This is a genomic window from Sphingobium sp. TomTYG74 (genome assembly GCF_055393875.1).
The window spans coordinates 94,729-111,387 of record NZ_AP027341.1; the positions used below are offsets into that span (position 1 = coordinate 94,729).

The 16,659-nt window shown below is 65.4% G+C and carries 15 protein-coding genes and 1 riboswitch; of the genes, 11 read left to right on the forward strand and 4 right to left on the reverse strand.

Annotated features, from left to right (window positions below; genetic code table 11):
* The first annotated feature begins 119 nt into the window (after positions 1-119).
* Positions 120-2,732: a molybdopterin-dependent oxidoreductase gene (locus tag ACZ5TB_RS00480; RefSeq protein WP_464791611.1), complete on the forward strand. Its 2,613-nt coding sequence runs from the start codon at positions 120-122 to the stop codon at positions 2,730-2,732.
* Entirely contained in the window at positions 2,719-3,501 is a 783-nt protein-coding gene (cobA, locus tag ACZ5TB_RS00485) for a uroporphyrinogen-III C-methyltransferase (protein WP_464791612.1), read from the forward strand. The genes ACZ5TB_RS00480 and cobA overlap by 14 nt, the downstream gene beginning before the upstream one ends.
* An 84-nt stretch (positions 3,502-3,585) precedes the next feature.
* Here cobA and mobA read toward each other — a convergent pair whose 3' ends face one another.
* Positions 3,586-4,122: a molybdenum cofactor guanylyltransferase gene (mobA, locus tag ACZ5TB_RS00490; RefSeq protein WP_464791613.1), complete on the reverse strand. Its 537-nt coding sequence runs from the start codon at positions 4,120-4,122 to the stop codon at positions 3,586-3,588.
* Between the two features lie 27 nt (positions 4,123-4,149).
* Positions 4,150-4,410: riboswitch (cobalamin riboswitch) on the forward strand.
* Between the two features lie 168 nt (positions 4,411-4,578).
* Between mobA and ACZ5TB_RS00495 the strand changes: the two genes are divergently transcribed.
* Complete coding sequence (locus ACZ5TB_RS00495) at positions 4,579-6,447, forward strand: TonB-dependent receptor plug domain-containing protein (RefSeq protein WP_464791614.1); 1,869 nt, start codon at positions 4,579-4,581, stop codon at positions 6,445-6,447.
* A gap of 36 nt (positions 6,448-6,483) precedes the next feature.
* Here the strand turns inward: ACZ5TB_RS00495 and ACZ5TB_RS00500 are convergent, their stop codons facing one another.
* The gene (locus ACZ5TB_RS00500; protein ID WP_464791615.1) at positions 6,484-7,323 is read right to left on the reverse strand and encodes an ABC transporter substrate-binding protein; all 840 of its coding nucleotides are present in this window, start codon (positions 7,321-7,323) and stop codon (positions 6,484-6,486) included.
* A 125-nt stretch (positions 7,324-7,448) separates the two neighbouring features.
* Here ACZ5TB_RS00500 and ACZ5TB_RS00505 point away from each other — a divergent pair, with 125 nt between their 5' ends.
* Positions 7,449-8,444, forward strand: a complete 996-nt coding sequence (locus tag ACZ5TB_RS00505; RefSeq protein ID WP_464791616.1) for a FecCD family ABC transporter permease — start codon at positions 7,449-7,451, stop codon at positions 8,442-8,444.
* Complete coding sequence (locus ACZ5TB_RS00510) at positions 8,438-9,217, forward strand: ABC transporter ATP-binding protein (protein WP_464791617.1); 780 nt, start codon at positions 8,438-8,440, stop codon at positions 9,215-9,217. Before ACZ5TB_RS00505 ends, ACZ5TB_RS00510 begins: the two co-directional genes overlap by 7 nt.
* A gap of 98 nt (positions 9,218-9,315) precedes the next feature.
* Here ACZ5TB_RS00510 and ACZ5TB_RS00515 read toward each other — a convergent pair whose 3' ends face one another.
* Positions 9,316-10,518: a penicillin-binding protein activator gene (locus tag ACZ5TB_RS00515; protein ID WP_464791618.1), complete on the reverse strand. Its 1,203-nt coding sequence runs from the start codon at positions 10,516-10,518 to the stop codon at positions 9,316-9,318.
* 11 nt (positions 10,519-10,529) lie between these two features.
* Between ACZ5TB_RS00515 and rsmI the strand changes: the two genes are divergently transcribed.
* The 4 genes from rsmI (at position 10,530) to ACZ5TB_RS00535 (ending at position 13,432) form a co-directional block, all read left to right on the forward strand.
* Positions 10,530-11,372, forward strand: a complete 843-nt coding sequence (gene rsmI / locus ACZ5TB_RS00520; RefSeq protein WP_464791619.1) for a 16S rRNA (cytidine(1402)-2'-O)-methyltransferase — start codon at positions 10,530-10,532, stop codon at positions 11,370-11,372.
* The gene (locus ACZ5TB_RS00525) at positions 11,369-11,722 is read left to right on the forward strand and encodes a YraN family protein (protein ID WP_464778916.1); all 354 of its coding nucleotides are present in this window, start codon (positions 11,369-11,371) and stop codon (positions 11,720-11,722) included. Before rsmI ends, ACZ5TB_RS00525 begins: the two co-directional genes overlap by 4 nt.
* A 30-nt stretch (positions 11,723-11,752) precedes the next feature.
* A complete protein-coding gene (gene gshB, locus ACZ5TB_RS00530; protein WP_464791620.1) occupies positions 11,753-12,727 on the forward strand; it encodes a glutathione synthase in 975 nt (324 codons plus the stop codon).
* Between the two features lie 105 nt (positions 12,728-12,832).
* Positions 12,833-13,432, forward strand: coding sequence for a DedA family protein (locus ACZ5TB_RS00535; protein WP_464778918.1), 600 nt, complete (start codon positions 12,833-12,835; stop codon positions 13,430-13,432).
* Positions 13,433-13,597: 165 nt separating this feature from the next.
* Here the strand turns inward: ACZ5TB_RS00535 and ACZ5TB_RS00540 are convergent, their stop codons facing one another.
* Positions 13,598-14,494: a tyrosine recombinase XerC gene (locus ACZ5TB_RS00540; RefSeq protein ID WP_464791621.1), complete on the reverse strand. Its 897-nt coding sequence runs from the start codon at positions 14,492-14,494 to the stop codon at positions 13,598-13,600.
* 89 nt (positions 14,495-14,583) lie between these two features.
* On the opposite strand from ACZ5TB_RS00540, the gene ACZ5TB_RS00545 reads away from it, so the two are divergent.
* Both ACZ5TB_RS00545 and nadA read left to right on the forward strand, forming a co-directional pair.
* Complete coding sequence (locus ACZ5TB_RS00545; RefSeq protein ID WP_464791622.1) at positions 14,584-15,462, forward strand: MBL fold metallo-hydrolase; 879 nt, start codon at positions 14,584-14,586, stop codon at positions 15,460-15,462.
* Positions 15,463-15,534: 72 nt separating this feature from the next.
* Positions 15,535-16,521 (forward strand): quinolinate synthase NadA, encoded by a 987-nt coding sequence (gene nadA / locus ACZ5TB_RS00550; RefSeq protein WP_464791623.1) that lies wholly within the window; start codon positions 15,535-15,537, stop codon positions 16,519-16,521.
* Positions 16,522-16,659 lie beyond the last annotated feature (138 nt).

Consider the following 16,659-nt stretch of genomic DNA (forward strand, 5'->3'; position numbering starts at 1 on the left):
ATCAAGCTTCCGGTCCCTAGCCAAAACGGCGGGGACCCGGGTGGGGGTGTCTTGTTGGCCATCCCTTGCGGCAAGCGCCTCCACCCAATTCCTGTTCCTCGGGACGAAGAGGTAAGAACATGACAGAGGCCATCCGCACCACCTGCGCCTATTGCGGCGTCGGTTGCGGCATCTCGGCCACGCCGACCGGACCCCGGTCGGTCATAATCAAGGGCGATGAGGCGCACCCGGCCAATGGCGGGCGCCTCTGCTCCAAGGGCACGCATCTGGGCGAGACGGTGGGGCTGCAAGGCCGCCTGCTGCACCCGATGATCGGCAACAAGCGCGCCAGCTGGGACAAGTCGCTGGACCTCGTTGCGAAGAAATTCCGCGAAACCATCGACCGCTATGGTCCCGACAGCGTCGCCTTCTATGTTTCGGGCCAGCTGCTGACCGAAGATTATTATGTCGCCAACAAGCTGATGAAGGGCTTCATCGGCACATCCAACATCGACACCAACAGCCGCCTCTGCATGTCGAGCGCGGTGGCGGGGCACAACCGTGCGTTCGGTGAGGATGTCGTGCCGGCCACCTACGGCGATCTGGAGGAAGCGGACCTGATCGTGCTGGTCGGTTCGAACACCGCCTGGTGCCATCCGATCGTCTATCAGCGCATTCAGGCCGCGCGCGCCGAACGCGGCACCAAGCTGGTCGTGATCGATCCCCGGCGCACAGAGACTTGCGAGGGTGCGGACCTCCATCTGCCGGTGAAGCCGGGGACGGACGTTGCGTTGATGAACGGCCTGCTCGCGTGGTGCGACGCAGAGGGGATCACCGATCCCGCCTTCCTGGGCGATCACGTCAACGCGCCTGAAGGCTTCTGGGAGCATATCCGCACCGGCCACGACCTGTGGACCACGGCGAAGACCTGCGACATCGCCCCCGCGCTGCTGGAACAGTTCTTCAAGATGTTCGCCGCCACGCCGCGTACCGTTACGCTGTTCAGCCAGGGCATCAATCAGTCGATCCGTGGCACCGATCAGGTCAACGCCATCGTCAATGTCCACCTGGCCACCGGCCGCATCGGCAAGCCGGGCGCCGCGCCTTTCTCGATCACCGGCCAGCCCAATGCCATGGGTGGTCGCGAAGTCGGCGGCCTCGCCTCGACGCTCGCCAGCCACATGGATTTTGCGCCAGAAAATGTGGAGCGCGTCGGCCGCTTCTGGGCCGCGCCGAACATGGCCACCAAGCCGGGCCTGAAAGCCGTCGATCTGTTCCGCGCGATCAACGAAGGCCGGGTCAAGGCGCTCTGGGTCATGGCGACCAACCCCGCCGTCTCGCTGCCCGACGCGGGACGCGTGCGAGAGGCATTGGAGTCCGTCCCCTTCCTCGTCGTGTCGGACATCATCGCCGACACCGACACCAGCGTCCATGCCGATGTGCGCCTGCCCGCTGCCGGTTGGGGCGAAAAGGATGGCACCGTCACCAATAGCGACCGCACCATCAGCCGCCAGCGCCCCTTCCTGGCGCTGCCCGGCGAGGCGAAGCCGGACTGGTGGATCGTCAAGGAAGTTGGCCGCCGCATGGGCTGGCGTAATGCCTTTGCCTATGATCGGCCTGCCGACATCTGGCGTGAACATGCGCGCCTGACCGCCTATCAGAATGATGGTCAGCGCCTGCTCAACCTCCGCGCCCAGGCGACGATCGGCAACGACGCCTATGAAGCGATGGAGCCCTTCCGTTGGGGTGGTGAGAAGCCCTTCGCCGACGGCCGTTTCTCAACGCCGGACGGCAAGGCGCGGCTGGTGCTGACCAAGCAGATGGAGGTGCAGGAGCCGCTCAAGCAGTGGCCGATGACGCTCAACACCGGCCGCTATCGCGACCAGTGGCACACCATGACGCGCACCGGCCTGTCGCCCAAGCTCGCCCGCCATCGCGAAGAGCCGCTGGTCGATATCCACCCCAAGGATGCCGAGGAACTGGGCATTTGCGACGGCGACCTCGCCCGGGTTCAGACCGCGCAGGGCAACAGCATCTTCCGCGTGGCTTTCAGCGAAGGCCAGCGTGTGGGCGAAATCTTCACGCCGATCCACTGGACCGATCAGGTCTCGACCGGCGGCCGCACCGGCCTGCTGCCCCGCCCGCTGGTCGATCCCCATTCGGGCCAGCCCGGTTTCAAATCGACGCCCGCCAGCATCGAGAAGGTCGCCACCGAGTGGAAGGGCTTCCTCATCCTGCGCGGCGAGCAGCCCGCCAAAATCCCCTGCCTCTGGGCGACGAAGGTTACCGTTCCGGGCGGCGCGCTCTACGAAGTCGCGGGCAATGGCGATCCCACGCGCCTTGAAGCCTGCCTGCCCAAGGGCGATCGTGTCGAAGCCGTCGACATGACGCGCGGCACCCGCCGCATCGCCATCATCCGCGAAGGCAAGCTGGCGGCCGTCCTCTTCGTCACCCGCACCGGCCTGCTCCCTTCGCGCGACTGGCTCATCGGCCAGCTCGAAGCCGAAGAGGTGGGCGCCTCCGTCCTCGCCGCGCGCGGTCCCGGCAACCAGCCCGACAAGGGGCCGACCATCTGCGTCTGCTTCGACATCGGCCTCAACCAGATCGTCGCCGCCATCCGCGATCAGAGCCTGGTCGACGTGCCCGCCATCGGCAAGGCGATCGGCGCGGGCACCAATTGTGGGTCCTGCCGTCCCGCACTCGCCAACATCCTCGCCCAACTTCCGCAGGAGACGCTTCATGCAGCCGAATGAGATGATCGCCCCCGGTGAAGTCTGGCTGGTCGGCGCAGGGCCGGGCGACCCGGACCTCCTCACCCGCAAGGCCGAAAAGCTGATCGCCGCTGCCGAGATCGTCTTCTACGACGCCCTCGTCGGCCCCGGCGTCCTCGACCTCATCCCCGAGGGCGTCGAGCGGGTCAGCGTCGGCAAACGCTCCGGCCGCCACAGCAAGGCGCAGGAAAGCATCAACGACCTCCTCCTCGCCGCCGCCAAGGCGGGCAAGCGCGTCGTGCGCCTGAAGGGCGGCGACCCCTCGGTCTTTGGCCGCTCGTCCGAAGAGATGGAGCATCTCGCCGCAGACGGCATCCGCTTCCGCATCTGCCCCGGCATCACCACCGCCAGCGCGGCGGCGGCAAGCGGCAGCGCCTCGCTCACCCTGCGCGGCAAGGCGCGGGGCCTGACGCTGGTGACCGCGCATCTGAAAGCCGGTGAACCGCTCAAGCTTGACTGGGAAGCGCTCGCCCGTCCCGGCGGCACGCTCGGCATCTATATGGGCCGCGCCGCCGCTGGAGAGATCAGCCGCCAGCTGATCGCCGCCGGACGCGATCCCGAAACGCCGGTGATGGTGGCGGTCAATGTCTCGCTCCCCACCGAACGCCTGATCCGGGGGAAGCTGTCCGCGCTTGCCTTCCTTGTCGCCACCATCAGCGATGAAGACCCGACCCTTCTTCTGATCGGCGAAGCGGTGGCGGGCACATCCATGCCAGTAGGGGTTGCAGCCAGCGTCGCTCTTCAGCTTTGAAGACCGGCTCTTTGCAACTTTTGCCCTGAGCTTGTCGAACGCCCCGGAACTTAGTTGGAAGGAAGGGAGGGGGCTTCGGCAAGCTCAGCTTGGCTCGCGCCAGTGCGCCAGATCCTCCGGCCGGTTGATATTGGGCAGCACCAGTTCCGGCCGCTCCACCACTCGCGCGCCGATCCGATCCAGCCAGCCATAGATCGACCGATTATTCTCCTCCGCCAGATGCGCGTCCAGTTCGTCCGCGAGCGACGCAGGCCAGAAGCCCGCAAGTTGCTGACCCTTCAGCACCGCCGCACTGTCACCCACCAGCGCCTCCACCAGCGCCGCCGGATAGACGGGCATGTCGCACCCCGTCGTCAGCACCGCATCGTAACCCTGACCGCGCGCATGATGCAGCGCCGCGTTCAGCCCACCCAGCGGCCCCATATCCGCCGCTGGCCGATCCGCCAGCCCCGTCAGCCCATCGACGCTCCGCCCACAGACCACCACGGCCTCCACGTGCGGCGCGATTGCCGCCACCGCATGCGCCATCAGCGTGCGCCCGTCCGGCATCAGCGCCAAAGCCTTGTCGCTCCCGAACCGGCTGGATCGCCCACCCGCCAGCACCGCGCCCAGCAATCGCATCGATCCACTCCTTGGCAATAGCCTCACTTTCCCCTATGGCGCGCCGCGTGAGCGGGCAACCGCTGACATGAAGATCGCGCCGGAAAGGGAATGCGGTGCGGACGGGATCACCGTCCAACTCCGCGGCTGTCCCTGCAACTGTAAGCGGCGAGCGCGATGCACAGGGAAACCTGCAAGCCTTCAAAGGGGAAGGCGAGGGGGACCAGCCACTGGACCAAAAGTCCGGGAAGGCGTGCATCACCGCGACGACCCGCGAGCCAGGAAACCTGCCGGCGCATGGTCGCTCTTGCCTTGGGTCCAGGGATCGGTCCGGGCACGGTTTTCCGTCTGAGCGACGAAGCGGCGCAGGGCCGCATCGGTGCGCGTGACGGGGCTGGCGTCTCTTCTTCCCGCGCAGCGGCCGCGCAAGCGGCAGGCCCTGGGCTCATGTCGCATGGCGCTCAGGGAAGACAGAACATGATCAGGACCGGAATTTCACTGCTGGCGCTCCTCGCCGCCACCCCCGCGCTCGCCGCAGACGCGGACGAGATCGTCGTCACCGCCCTCGGCATCGAACAGCCCACCGACGAGGTCGGTCAGGCGGTGACCGTGATCGACGAAAAGACGATCGAAACGCGCCAGAATGTCAGCGTCGCGGACCTGCTGATCACGACCCCCGGCATTCGCCTCAACCGCGCCGATGCCGTTGGCGGTGTCACCGGCATTTCGATCCGGGGCGCGGAAACGACGCAGACGCTGGTGCTGCTCGACGGCGTCAAGATCAATGACCCGAGCGTCATCGGCGATGCCTATGACTTCGGCAATCTGCTGACCGGCAACATCCGCCGCATCGAAATCCTGCGCGGCTCCAACTCTGTCGTCTATGGCAGCCAGGCGATCGGCGGCGTGGTCAACATCATGTCAGCGGAGCCCGGCGAAGGCTTTGGCGGCAGCGCCTCTGTTGATTATGGCTATGCCGACACGTTGAATGCGAAGGCTGACATATCGGGCAGCACAGGCATCGCCTCTGGCAGCGCGGGCGTCGCCTATTTTCGCACTGATGGCATCTCCGCTGCCCAGGGCGGCACGGAGAAGGACGGCTATGAAAATATCGCGACCCACGCGAAGCTGAAACTCGCCTTCACCGACAATCTCAGCCTCGACCTGCGCGGCTATTATATCCATGCGAACCTCGACACCGACATCTTCTTCGGCGCGCCGGCCGACACGACGGACAGTAGCAAGCTTGACCAATATATCGGCTATGCGGGGCTCAACCTCGCGTCATTCGACGGCAAGCTGACGCAGCGTGCGGCGGTAACTTGGTTCCGCAACGACCGCGACTATTTCTTCGCGCCCAGTTCCGCCCCGGATTACGGCTATTCGGGCAAAAATCTGCGCTTCGAATATGAAGGCGTCTATCAGCCCATGGATCAGGCCAAGCTGGTCTTCGGCTATGAGCATGAACGCCCGGACTATGATTCTTTTTATTATGATTTCTTCACAGGCGACAAGGTCGTCAGCACGGCCAAGGTCAACATCGATAGCGTCTATGCGCTGGCGGTCGTAAAGCCGTTCACCGGCATCTCCCTGACCGGCGGCGTACGCCACGACGATCACAGCCAGTTCGGCGGCGCGACCACGCTGGGTGCCAACGCCAACTACACGCCCAATGAAGGCCGCACCAACATCCGCGCCAGCTATGGCGAAGGCTTCCGTGCGCCCTCGCTCTATCAGATCTACGACGGCACCTATGGCAATCTCGACCTGAAGCCCGAACGGTCGAAAAGTTATGACGTCGGCTTCGACCAGAGCCTCGACGGCGGTCGCGCGATGATCTCCGTCACCGCGTTCCGCCGTGATACCCGTGACCAGATCTATTTCGACGGCTTTGCGCTGCCTTTCGGTCGCTACATCAACCTTACCAGCACCCGGGCGAAGGGCTTGGAAGCAGCCGTCACGCTGAAGCCCGTCGATGCGCTTACCGTCACCGCCGCTTACAGCTATATCGATGCCATCGACCGTTCCGAGGGTGGCATTAATGAAGGCAAGCGCCTCCCCCGCCGCGCCAAGGATGCGGTCAGCGTCTCGGCCGACTATGATTGGTCCTTCGGCCTATCGACCGGCGCAACGGTGACCATGGTCGGCGATAGCTTCAACGATGCCGCCAACACCCAGCGGATCGATGGCTATGCGCGGCTGGATCTGCGCGCTTCACTGCCGATCAACGAGCATCTGGAGATTTACGGCCGCATCGACAATGTTACGGATGAAGAATATGCGACCGTCTATGGCTACAGCACCTACGGCCGGTCGGCCTATGGCGGCGTGCGTGTCCGCTTCTGACGGTAGAAGGTGAAGGGGGTGGGCGACTGCCCCTTATCAGCGGGGCGTGGCCTTTGGTCGCGCCCTGCCTTTGCTTGCGGCGTCCGCCTGCGCCACGATGCTGCGTGCGGCCTGCACATAGGCGGGGCCGCCGCACACGGTCCAGGCCTGCGGCACGCGGATGCGCGGGATGGATCGCAGCACGGGGTGATGCAGCATTTCCGTCCCCTGATCGACGACCCTCTCGCTGCCCTCTTCCACGATCAGATAGTCGGGTTTGGCCGCGATCATCTCCTCCAGCGGCACCTGCGCCAGCGCTGGCTTGCCAAGCTTCGCCGCCAGATTGGTGAGGCCCGCGCGCCGGATCAACTCATCGACCAGCGTGCCGGTGCCGGTCATATAGCCGCGCCGTTGATAATAGGCGGCGACGCCGCCGCGCCGGGACCGGGGCCGGGCGGCAAGGTCGCGCTCCATGCCCGCGATCATCGCTTCGCCCCGCGCGGGGTGGCCCACTACAGCCGCCACTTGCCGGATCTGGTCGCGGATGGCGGCAAAACTGTCCGCGCTTGCCAGCCCCAGCTTGCGCCATCGGCCATCCGGCGCGCCGACCACGCCGCCCGCGCCATCGGGAAAGCCGATCACCAAATCAGGCCGCAGCGCCAGCACCTCTTCGGCCGGACGTTTCAGCACCGGGAAGCGCTGCGCCTTGGCGATCGCCGCCGACAGTTCGGGGTCGTGACCATAGGGGCTCAAGGCCGCGATCTGCCCCGGATCGGCGAGCGCCAGCACATATTGGTCGGAACAGGTGTTGAGCGACACGATACGCTTAGGCGGCGCGGGCGCAGCGCCGGTCAGGCCAAGCGCAACAAGCGCCGCGATCATCTTTCCTGCGCGCATCCACTTCGCCTCTTAAAAACATTGTGCTCCTGCGCAGGCAGGAGCCTAGTTCCGCCGTCTCAACTGGGCTCCTGCCTGCGCAGGAGCACGACAGCCTTGGCGTTTAAGGGCTGGAGAGGCAAGCCATGAGCGCCCGCCGCCATCCGCTGCTGCTCCCCATCCTGATCGCGCTCACCCTTTTGGCAGCGCTTGGCTCGCTAACGCTGGGCGCGGTCGCACTGTCTCCCGCCCGCATCCTTGCTGTCCTCACCGGCGGCGGTGACGAGGTCGCGCGCGCCATCCTCATCGACCTGCGCCTGCCGCGGATGCTGCTCGGCCTGATCGTCGGCGCGATGCTTGGTCTCGCGGGAGCCGCGCTTCAGGGTTACCTCCGTAATCCGCTCGCCGAACCGTCGGTTCTTGGCGCTTCCAACGCGGCTGCGCTCGGCGCCGTGTGCGCGCTATATTTCGGCCTTGCGCAGCTTCATCCGGTCGTCCTGCCGGTCCTTGCCATCACCACCAGCCTTATCGCGATCTCGGCCCTGTTCCTGCTGGCGGGGCCTTCCGAAAGTCCGCTGACCCTGATCCTCGCGGGCATCGCCGTCGCGACGCTGACGGGGGCAGGGATCAGCCTGTCGCTCAACCTCTCGCCCAATCCCTTCGCGGCGATGGAGATCATGAGCTGGCTGATGGGCAGCCTCGAAAATCGCAGCTACGCCCATGTCTGGATCGCGCTGCCCTGTGTCCTCATCGGCGCTGCACTACTGATTGCCGATGGGCGTAGCCTCGATGCGCTGACCTTGGGGGAGGAGGGCGCGCAGGCACTGGGCGTTGATCTTGGCAAGGCGCGGCTGCGCATGATGCTGGGCGTCGCCATCGGTGTCGGCGGCGCGGTCGCCGTGTCGGGTGCGATCGGTTTCGTTGGCCTCATCGTCCCCCACTTGGTCCGTCCCCTCACGGATCGCTCCCCTTCGGCCATCCTGCTTCCTTCGCTGCTCGGCGGCGCGGCGTTGTTGACGCTGGCCGATATTGGCGTGCGCCTGATCCCCACCAGCAGCGAATTGAAGCTCGGCGTCCTGACTGCATTGCTCGGCGTCCCCGTTTTCCTCGTCCACTTGATGCGGGAGCGGCGGCTATGGTGACCATCCGCGCCGAAAACCTGTCCGTTCGCCTTGGCCGCCATGCCGCCGTGACCGGCGTCACCACGGTGCTGGAGCCGGGACAACTGGTCGGCATCATCGGCCCCAATGGCGCTGGCAAATCCACGCTGATCCGCGCGTTGCTGGGCCTCGTCCGTATGGAAAGCGGCGGTGTGTCGATCGACGGCCTTCCCATCGCCAGCCTCAGCCGCAAGGATATTGCGCGCCGGGTTGCCTATCTGCCGCAAGGCCAGACGTTGCACTGGCCGTTGCTCGTCGAACGGCTGGTGGCGCTCGGCCGCATGCCGCATCTGGGTCCGTTGTCCCGCCTCTCGCCCGAAGACGGAGCGATGGTCGATGCCGCGCTCGCCCGCGCCGATGTGCTGCATTTGAAAGGCCGAATCGCAACCGAGCTATCAGGCGGCGAACGCGCCCGCGTCCTCCTCGCCCGCGCGCTGGCTGTGGGCGCGCCTGCTCTCATCGCCGACGAACCGCTCGCCGCGCTTGATCCGGGGCATCAGCTGGACGTCATGGACCTGCTCAAGGCCGAAGCGCGGGCCGGGTCGCTGGTGGTCACGGTGTTGCACGACCTTGGCATGGCGGCACGCTATTGCGACCGCTTGTTGCTGATGGACAACGGTCGACTGATTGCCGAGGGCAAGCCGATGGAGGTCCTTACCGAACAGAGCCTTGCCGAAGTATACGGCATATCGGCTTGCATCGAGGCTGACGGCGAATGGCCGCTGATACTCCCGACCGGGCGGATCAAAAGCTAATTACCCCCACAACCGTTCGGGCTGAGCCTGTCGAAGCCCCTTACTTTCCTTGAAGAAAGAAGAGCCCTTCGACAAGCTCAGGGCGAACGGAGGTTATATCACTCCCCAAAAGCCTTGGGCGCAGCCGCCACCACCGTATAAGTCCCGGCACCCACCTCCGACACTTCCAGCGCCCGCTCGGCAATCCCGCTGCGCCCGAACCGGAACGCGCCATCAATGCCGGAAAAGCCGCCCGAATCGCGCAGCCGTGCCGTCGGGAACACCGTCCCCGGCTTCCAATCCCGCGCAATCCGCACGGTCAGCAGCACCGCGTCATAACCCAGCGCCGACAGGCGGAACGGCGCGCTGCCATAACGCGCCCGATACTTCCCCGCCAATTGCCCATACAGCCCGTCCGACACACTGGCGAACCATGCGCCCCGCAAAGCCGGAGCGGACGCCAGCCCGCGATCCGTATTCCACAGTTCAGTCCCCAGCAGCCGCGCCGTCGCGCCGCCATTCTTCCGCACGATCGGGGCAAGCTGCAACGCCACGCGCCCGCTGTCAGCGATCAGCAGCGCGTCATAGCTGGACGACGCCTGCAACTTCTTGACCGCTGCCGTCATCGAAGCAGGCGTCCGGTCGAACGTCTGCATCGACACGACCGTCCCGCCCACGCCCTCGACCGCGCGCAGCAGCGATGTGCCCGACCGCTCGCCATACGTGCCCTTGGGCACCAGCGCGGCGAACTTCGACAGCCCCTTGCCCTTGGCGAACTCGACCACGCGCTCGATCGACTGGTTGGGGTTATAGCCCATGATGTAGACGCCGCTCCCGGCAACGCTCACATCGTTGGAAAAGCTGATGACCGGCACGTTCGCCCGCGCCGCGATCGGCCCCACGACCCGCGCATCTTCGGCCAGCAGCGGGCCTAGGATCAGGCGATTGCCCTCCGCCAGCGCCTTGTTCGCCGCCGCCGCTGCGCCCATGCTGGTGTCATAGGTGGTGATGCGCACCTTGTCGGCCTTGGTATCCAGCAGGGCGAGCGTCGTCGCATTGGCGATCGACTGGCCGACGCCAGCATTAGGACCGCTCATCGGCACCAGCAGCGCGACGCGATGGCGCAGCGTGTCGGTGGGCAGGCCCTGCGTCACGTCGGGACCACCGGGAACAGGCTCCGTCGGCCGCACCGGGCCGGGTCCACGCGGCACGATCGACTGACAGGCGGCCAACAGCAATGCGCTGGCGGCGAACAGGATACGCGCACCGCGCTTCATTGCAGCGAACATGTCCGCTTGCCGGAGGGCATCCGTCTCTGTCATTTGGCGTCCTTATGGAAGATACAACTTCGGGGCTTAAGCCCGGGCTTTACATCGTTGCGGGGCCGATCGGCAACCTTAGAGACCTTAGCCCGCGCGGGGCGGAAGTCCTTCGCCTTGCCGATGTGATCGCCGTGGAAGATACACGGGTGAGCGCACGTCTGCTGCGCCATGCCGGGTCGGATCGCCCGATGATCCCCTATCATGACCACAGCGCCGAAGGCGTCCGCGCTCGCCTGATCGAGCGGATGGCGAGCGAATCGGTCGCGCTGTTGTCGGACGCCGGAACGCCCCTCATCTCCGACCCCGGCTACAAGCTGGTCCGTGACGCGCGCGCCGCCGGTCGCAACATCATAACGCTGCCCGGCCCCAGCGCCGCCATCGCCGCGCTTACCCTGTCGGGGCTTCCCACCGACCGCTTCCTCTTCATGGGCTTCCTCCCCGCAAAGCAAAAGGCCCGCGCCGACGCCCTTGCTGAAGTCGCCGCCCTGCGCGCCACGCTCATCTTCTACGAAAGCGGCCCGCGCCTATCGGAAAGCCTCGCCGCGATGGCCGAGGGGCTAGGCGACCGCGAAGCTGCCGTCAGCCGAGAAATCAGCAAAACATTTGAGGAAACCCGCACCGGCACATTGAGCGAACTCTCCGCCCGCTACGCCGACGCCCCGCCCAAGGGAGAGATCGTCGTCATCGTCGGTCCGCCCGGCGAAGCGCCCCCCGCCAGCGCCGAAGACGCCGACGCCGCCCTCCTCGAAGCGATGCAGCGCCTTCCCGTCTCCAAGGCGGCCGGGGAAGTCGCCAAGAAACTCGGCCTCGACCGCCGCGCCCTTTACGACCGCGCGCTGGAACTGAAAGGATGAAGCGCCAACAGGCCGAACAACGCGGACGGCAGGCGGAGCGGATCGCCGCATGGTGGCTGCGCCTTAAAGGTTGGCAGATTGTCGGCCGCCGCCTGCGCACGCCCGCCGGAGAGGTAGACCTTGTCGCAAGGCGCGGCGCAATGCTCGCCTTTGTCGAGGTAAAGGCCCGCGCCACCGCCGCAGACCTCGACCTCGCGATAGACGAACGGCGCCTGTCCCGCGTCGCGTCCGCCGCCGAAATGCTGTTCTACGATCTCGCCAAACCCGGCGACGACATGCGGATCGACGTGATCCTCCTTGCGCCGGGGCGTCCGCCGCGCCATCTGGCGAATGTCTGGCATGGGGGGTAATCTGTTCCACCCCCGGAACAAGGATTGGAAATGACTGAGCTCAACCCCCTCACCGTCGCCGTGCAGATGGACCCGATGGAAGGGATCAACATCGCGGGCGATTCCACCTTCCACATCATGCTGGCGGGGCAGGCGCGGGGGCATCGGCTCTATCATTATCTAGCGCCCGACCTCACCTATCGCGACGGTCGCGTGCTGGCGAAGGCGCGTCCCGTGAAGGTGCAGAAGGTCAAAGGCGATCATTATGCCCTTGGCGAGCCCGAATTGCTGGACCTCGGCCGCGACGTCGATGTTGTGCTGATGCGGCAGGACCCGCCCTTTGACCTGAGCTATATCACCGCCACCCATTTGTTGGAGCGGGTGCAGGAAGAAACGCTGGTGGTGAACGATCCCGCGTCCGTCCGAAACGCGCCCGAAAAGCTGTTCGTGCTCGACTATGCGCGGTTCATGCCGCCCACGATGATCACCCGCGATTTGGCCGAAGTGAAGAGCTTTCTTGCCGAACATGGCGAGATCGTCGTGAAGCCGCTCTATGGCAATGCTGGCAACGCGGTCTTCCATGTCGGGCAATCCGGCGCCAACCTGTCGGCGCTGGTGGAACTGTTCAACGCTTCGTGGGTCGAGCCTTTCATGGTTCAGGCCTTCATCCCCGGCGTGGCGCAAGGCGACAAGCGCATCGTCCTGATCGACGGTGAAATCGCAGGCGCGATCAACCGTATTCCGGGCGCGGGCGAGATACGCTCCAACCTCGCGGTGGGCGGATCGGCCGCCAAGACGGAGCTGACCGACCGGGAGCTGGAAATCTGCGCCGCCATGGGGCCGGAACTCAAGCAGCGCGGCCTTTTGTTCGTCGGCATCGACGTGATCGGCGGTGAATGGCTGACGGAAATCAACGTGACCTCGCCCACGGGAATCGTGTCGATCGACGCCTTTAACGGCACCGACACAGGCGCCATGATCTGGGATGCGATCGACGCCCGCCTGGCGGCAAGGGTTGATGCTTGAGCCACTCCGCGCGGTTCCGAACTGTCATCCCAGCGGAAGCTGGGACCTGGTGCCCCAAGCCGTGTCCTCCAAAAGAGATTCCAGCTTTGGCTGGAATGACGAAAAGTGACTGACTGGGTCCTCCATCTCATCGACGCGGGCGGCTATTGGGGCATCTTCGCCCTCATGGTGCTGGAAAATGTCTTTCCCCCGATTCCGTCCGAACTCATCATGGGAATCGGCGGCATCCGCGTGGGTCAGGGCCGCATGGCGATGGAGTGGCTATTGCTCGTGGGAACGCTGGGCACCACGGTGGGCAATTATTTCTGGTATCTGGTCGGCCACATATTGGGCTTCGCACGGCTCAAGCCGCTGGTGGACCGCTATGGCCGCTGGGCCACCCTGGAATGGCGGAATGTCGAGGCGCTCGACCATATTTTCGGCAAATATGGCCAGATCGTCGTGTTCGTGTTCCGCTTCCTGCCCGCCTTCCGCACCATGATCTCGCTGCCCGCCGGGCTGTTCCGCATGGGGCATGTGAAATTCCTCGCCTGGACGGCTGGCGGGGCGCTGATCTGGAACATCATCCTTGCCTATGCAGGCTATGTCCTCGGCCAGAATTTCCGCGATATCGACAAATATGTGGGGCCTGTGGCGACGGCGTGCGTGGTCGGGGCAATCGCGCTCTACCTCTGGCGCTTGGCAACCTGGAAGCCGAGAGGCTGACAGTCGTTTGTTCCCCCTCCCGCAGGCGGGAGGGGGTTAGGGGGTGGGCTGGCGCAACGTCCAAGCTTTTCTACAACAGCACCGCCGGAAGCTCGCTACGCTCGCGCCCACCCCTGGCCCCTCCCGCAAGCGGGAGGGGAATACACCTCCAGCGCCTCGCCCACCTCAAGCCCGAGGATGCGCATTCCGATAAACATCCAGCAAATGCGCCGCATCCACCTGCGTATAAATCTGCGTCGATGACAGGCTCGCATGCCCCAGCAGTTCCTGCAACGACCGCAAATCCGCCCCGCGCCCCAGCAAATGCGTCGCAAAGCTGTGCCTCAAGGCATGCGGCGTCGTCCGATCCGACAGCCCCAGCCTTCCTCGCGCACCCTGCACCGCGCGCCGGATCAAAGCCGCCGACAACGGACCGCCCCGCGCCCCCCGGAACAGCGCTTCATCCCGCTCCACAGGATAAGGACAAACCGCCACATAAGCCTCGATCGCCGCCCGCACCTGCGGCAGCAGCGGCACAATTCGCGTCTTGCCCCGCTTGCCCGTCACCCGCAGCGTATCGCCCAGCGGCAGCACATCGCCCATCAGCCCCATCGCCTCGCCGATCCGCAGCCCCGCGCCATAGAGCAGCAGCAGCACCGCCCAGTCGCGCGCACCGATCCATCCCTCCCGCGCCGTCTCCGCAATCTCTCCCGCCAGCGCCACCGCTTCATCGGGCGAGATCGGCCGGGGCAGACCCCGCTTCACCTTGGGGCCTTTCAGCACCGGGACCCGCGCATCCTCGCCGCCGACGAACCTCAGGAACCCGCGCACCGCCGACAATTCCCGCGCCGCCGATCCATTGCCGATCCCGTCCATCCGCCGCGCCGTCAGGAAGGCGCGCAGGTCGGCTTGATCCACCCGCGCCAAGCCCGCCGCCGTCACCGCTTCCCCGCGATGCTCCGTCAGGAAAGCGATCAACCGCTCCGCCGTCGCCATATAGGCGCGCACCGTATGCGTCGAACGCCGCCGGTCCAGCGCCAGATGCTGCCGCCATGCCTCCACAAGATCCCTGCTCGCGCTCATGACCCGGAGTCTAGGCGAAGCCTCGCCCAAACGGAATCCCCCGATCAACCGGCTCTTGAAAATCCCGCCCAGATGGGCACATGAGGCGCATGGCAACCGCACCTGACATGGCCGACATGCCCACGGGCACGCTGCTGCAAATCTCGCCGCGCATCGGCCGTGTTCTTGCGCCCAATCCATCGCCCTTCACCTATACGGGCACCCAGACCTATCTGGTCGGGTCAAACGACGTGGCGGTCATCGATCCCGGCCCCGCCGATCCCGATCATCTGGCCGCGCTGCTCGCCGCGATCGCAGACCGCCCCGTGCGCGCAATCCTGTGCACCCATACCCATCGCGACCATAGCCCTGCCGCCGCGCCGCTCTCGGTGCAGACCGGCGCGCCCATCATCGGCTGCGCGCCGCTGGTGCTGGACGATGACGGCCCGCGCGCCGATGCTGCCTTCGATCCGTCCTATTCTCCCGACCGCATCCTTGCCGACGGCGAACAGGTTGCGGGCGAGGGCTGGACGCTCGAAGCCGTCGCCACGCCCGGCCATACTTCGAACCATCTCTGCTTTGCCTTGTTGCAGGAAAATGCCCTCTTCACCGGCGATCATGTCATGGGCTGGTCCACCAGCGTCATCTCGCCCCCGGACGGAGACATGGCCGATTATATGCGATCGATGCAGCGGTTGCTCGATCGGGAGGACGCGATCTACTATCCCGCCCATGGCGATCCCGTGCCCAATCCGCGCCGTCTGGTGCGCGGCATGATGGGGCATCGCAAGCAGCGGGAAGGGCAGATCATGCGTTTCCTTGAGCGCAACGGCGCGTCCGAAATCCCGGCGATGGTGGCGGAGATGTACAAGGGCATCGATCCGCGCCTCCATCCCGCCGCTGGCCGCTCGGTCCTTGCCCATCTCATCGACTTGGACGGACGGGGCGTGGCGGAGGCGGCAGGGGACGGCCGCTGGCAACTGCGTTAAGGGACAACAGCTACTGGCCAACCGCCGCGCCGCCCGCTAGGGGCGCGGCAAAGGCCCGTGAGGAGTAGGGACATGAACGCCATCACCGGAATCCCGCAGGGGATCGACCTGCGCGCGGAAATCGACCGCCTGCGCAAGGAACGCAACGCCGTCATCCTGGGCCATTATTATCAAAAGCCCGAAATTCAGGACCTCTCCGATTTTGTCGGCGACAGCCTCGAACTGTCCCGCAAGGCAGCGGAAACCGACGCCGACGTCATCGCTTTCTGCGGCGTGCGCTTCATGGCCGAGACCGCCAAGATATTAAGCCCCGAAAAGATCGTCGTCCTGCCCGACATGGACGCCGGTTGCTCGCTTGAGGACAGCTGCCCACCCGCCCAGTTCAAGGCGTTCCGCGAAGCGCATCCCGATCACATTGCCTTAAGCTACATCAACTGCTCGGCCGAGGTGAAGGCGCTGTCCGACATCATCGTCACCAGCTCGTCCGCCGAAACGATCCTCTCCCAAATCCCCCGCGACCAGAAGATCATATTCGGCCCCGACAAGCATCTGGGCGGCTACCTGAAGCGCAAGTTCAACCGCGACATGCTGCTCTGGCCCGGCGTCTGCATCGTTCACGAGGCGTTCAGCGAAACCGAATTGCTGAAGCTCAAGGCCCAGCATCCCGAAGCGCCCATCGCCGCGCATCCCGAATGCCCGCCCTATATCGTCGATCATGCCGATTATGTGGGGTCCACAAGCGGCATCCTGCAATATGCCAAGACGATGACCGGCGACACGCTGATCGTGGCGACCGAACCGCACATCATCCACCAGATGCGCAAGTCGGTGCCGGACAAGAATTTCATCGGCGCACCCGGCGCGGACGGCAACTGCAACTGCAATGTCTGCCCATACATGGCGCTCAACACGATGGAAAAGCTGTACCTCGCCCTCCGCGACCTCCAGCCCCGCATCGAAATGGAAGAAGGCCTCCGCCTCGCCGCTAAGAAGAGCCTCGACCGCATGCTGGAACTGGCCAGCGGCACGGTAGGGAAGGGCGATGTGGGCAATCGCTGAAGCGTAACCCGTTTTCTCCGTCACCCCGGGTTTGACCCGGGGTCCCGCTTAACGTTCAATCGTGCGAAAGCGGGATCCCGGCTCAGGGCCGGGATGACCAAGCGGTGAGCGCCACCAGCCTTTACTATTCCATCTCGA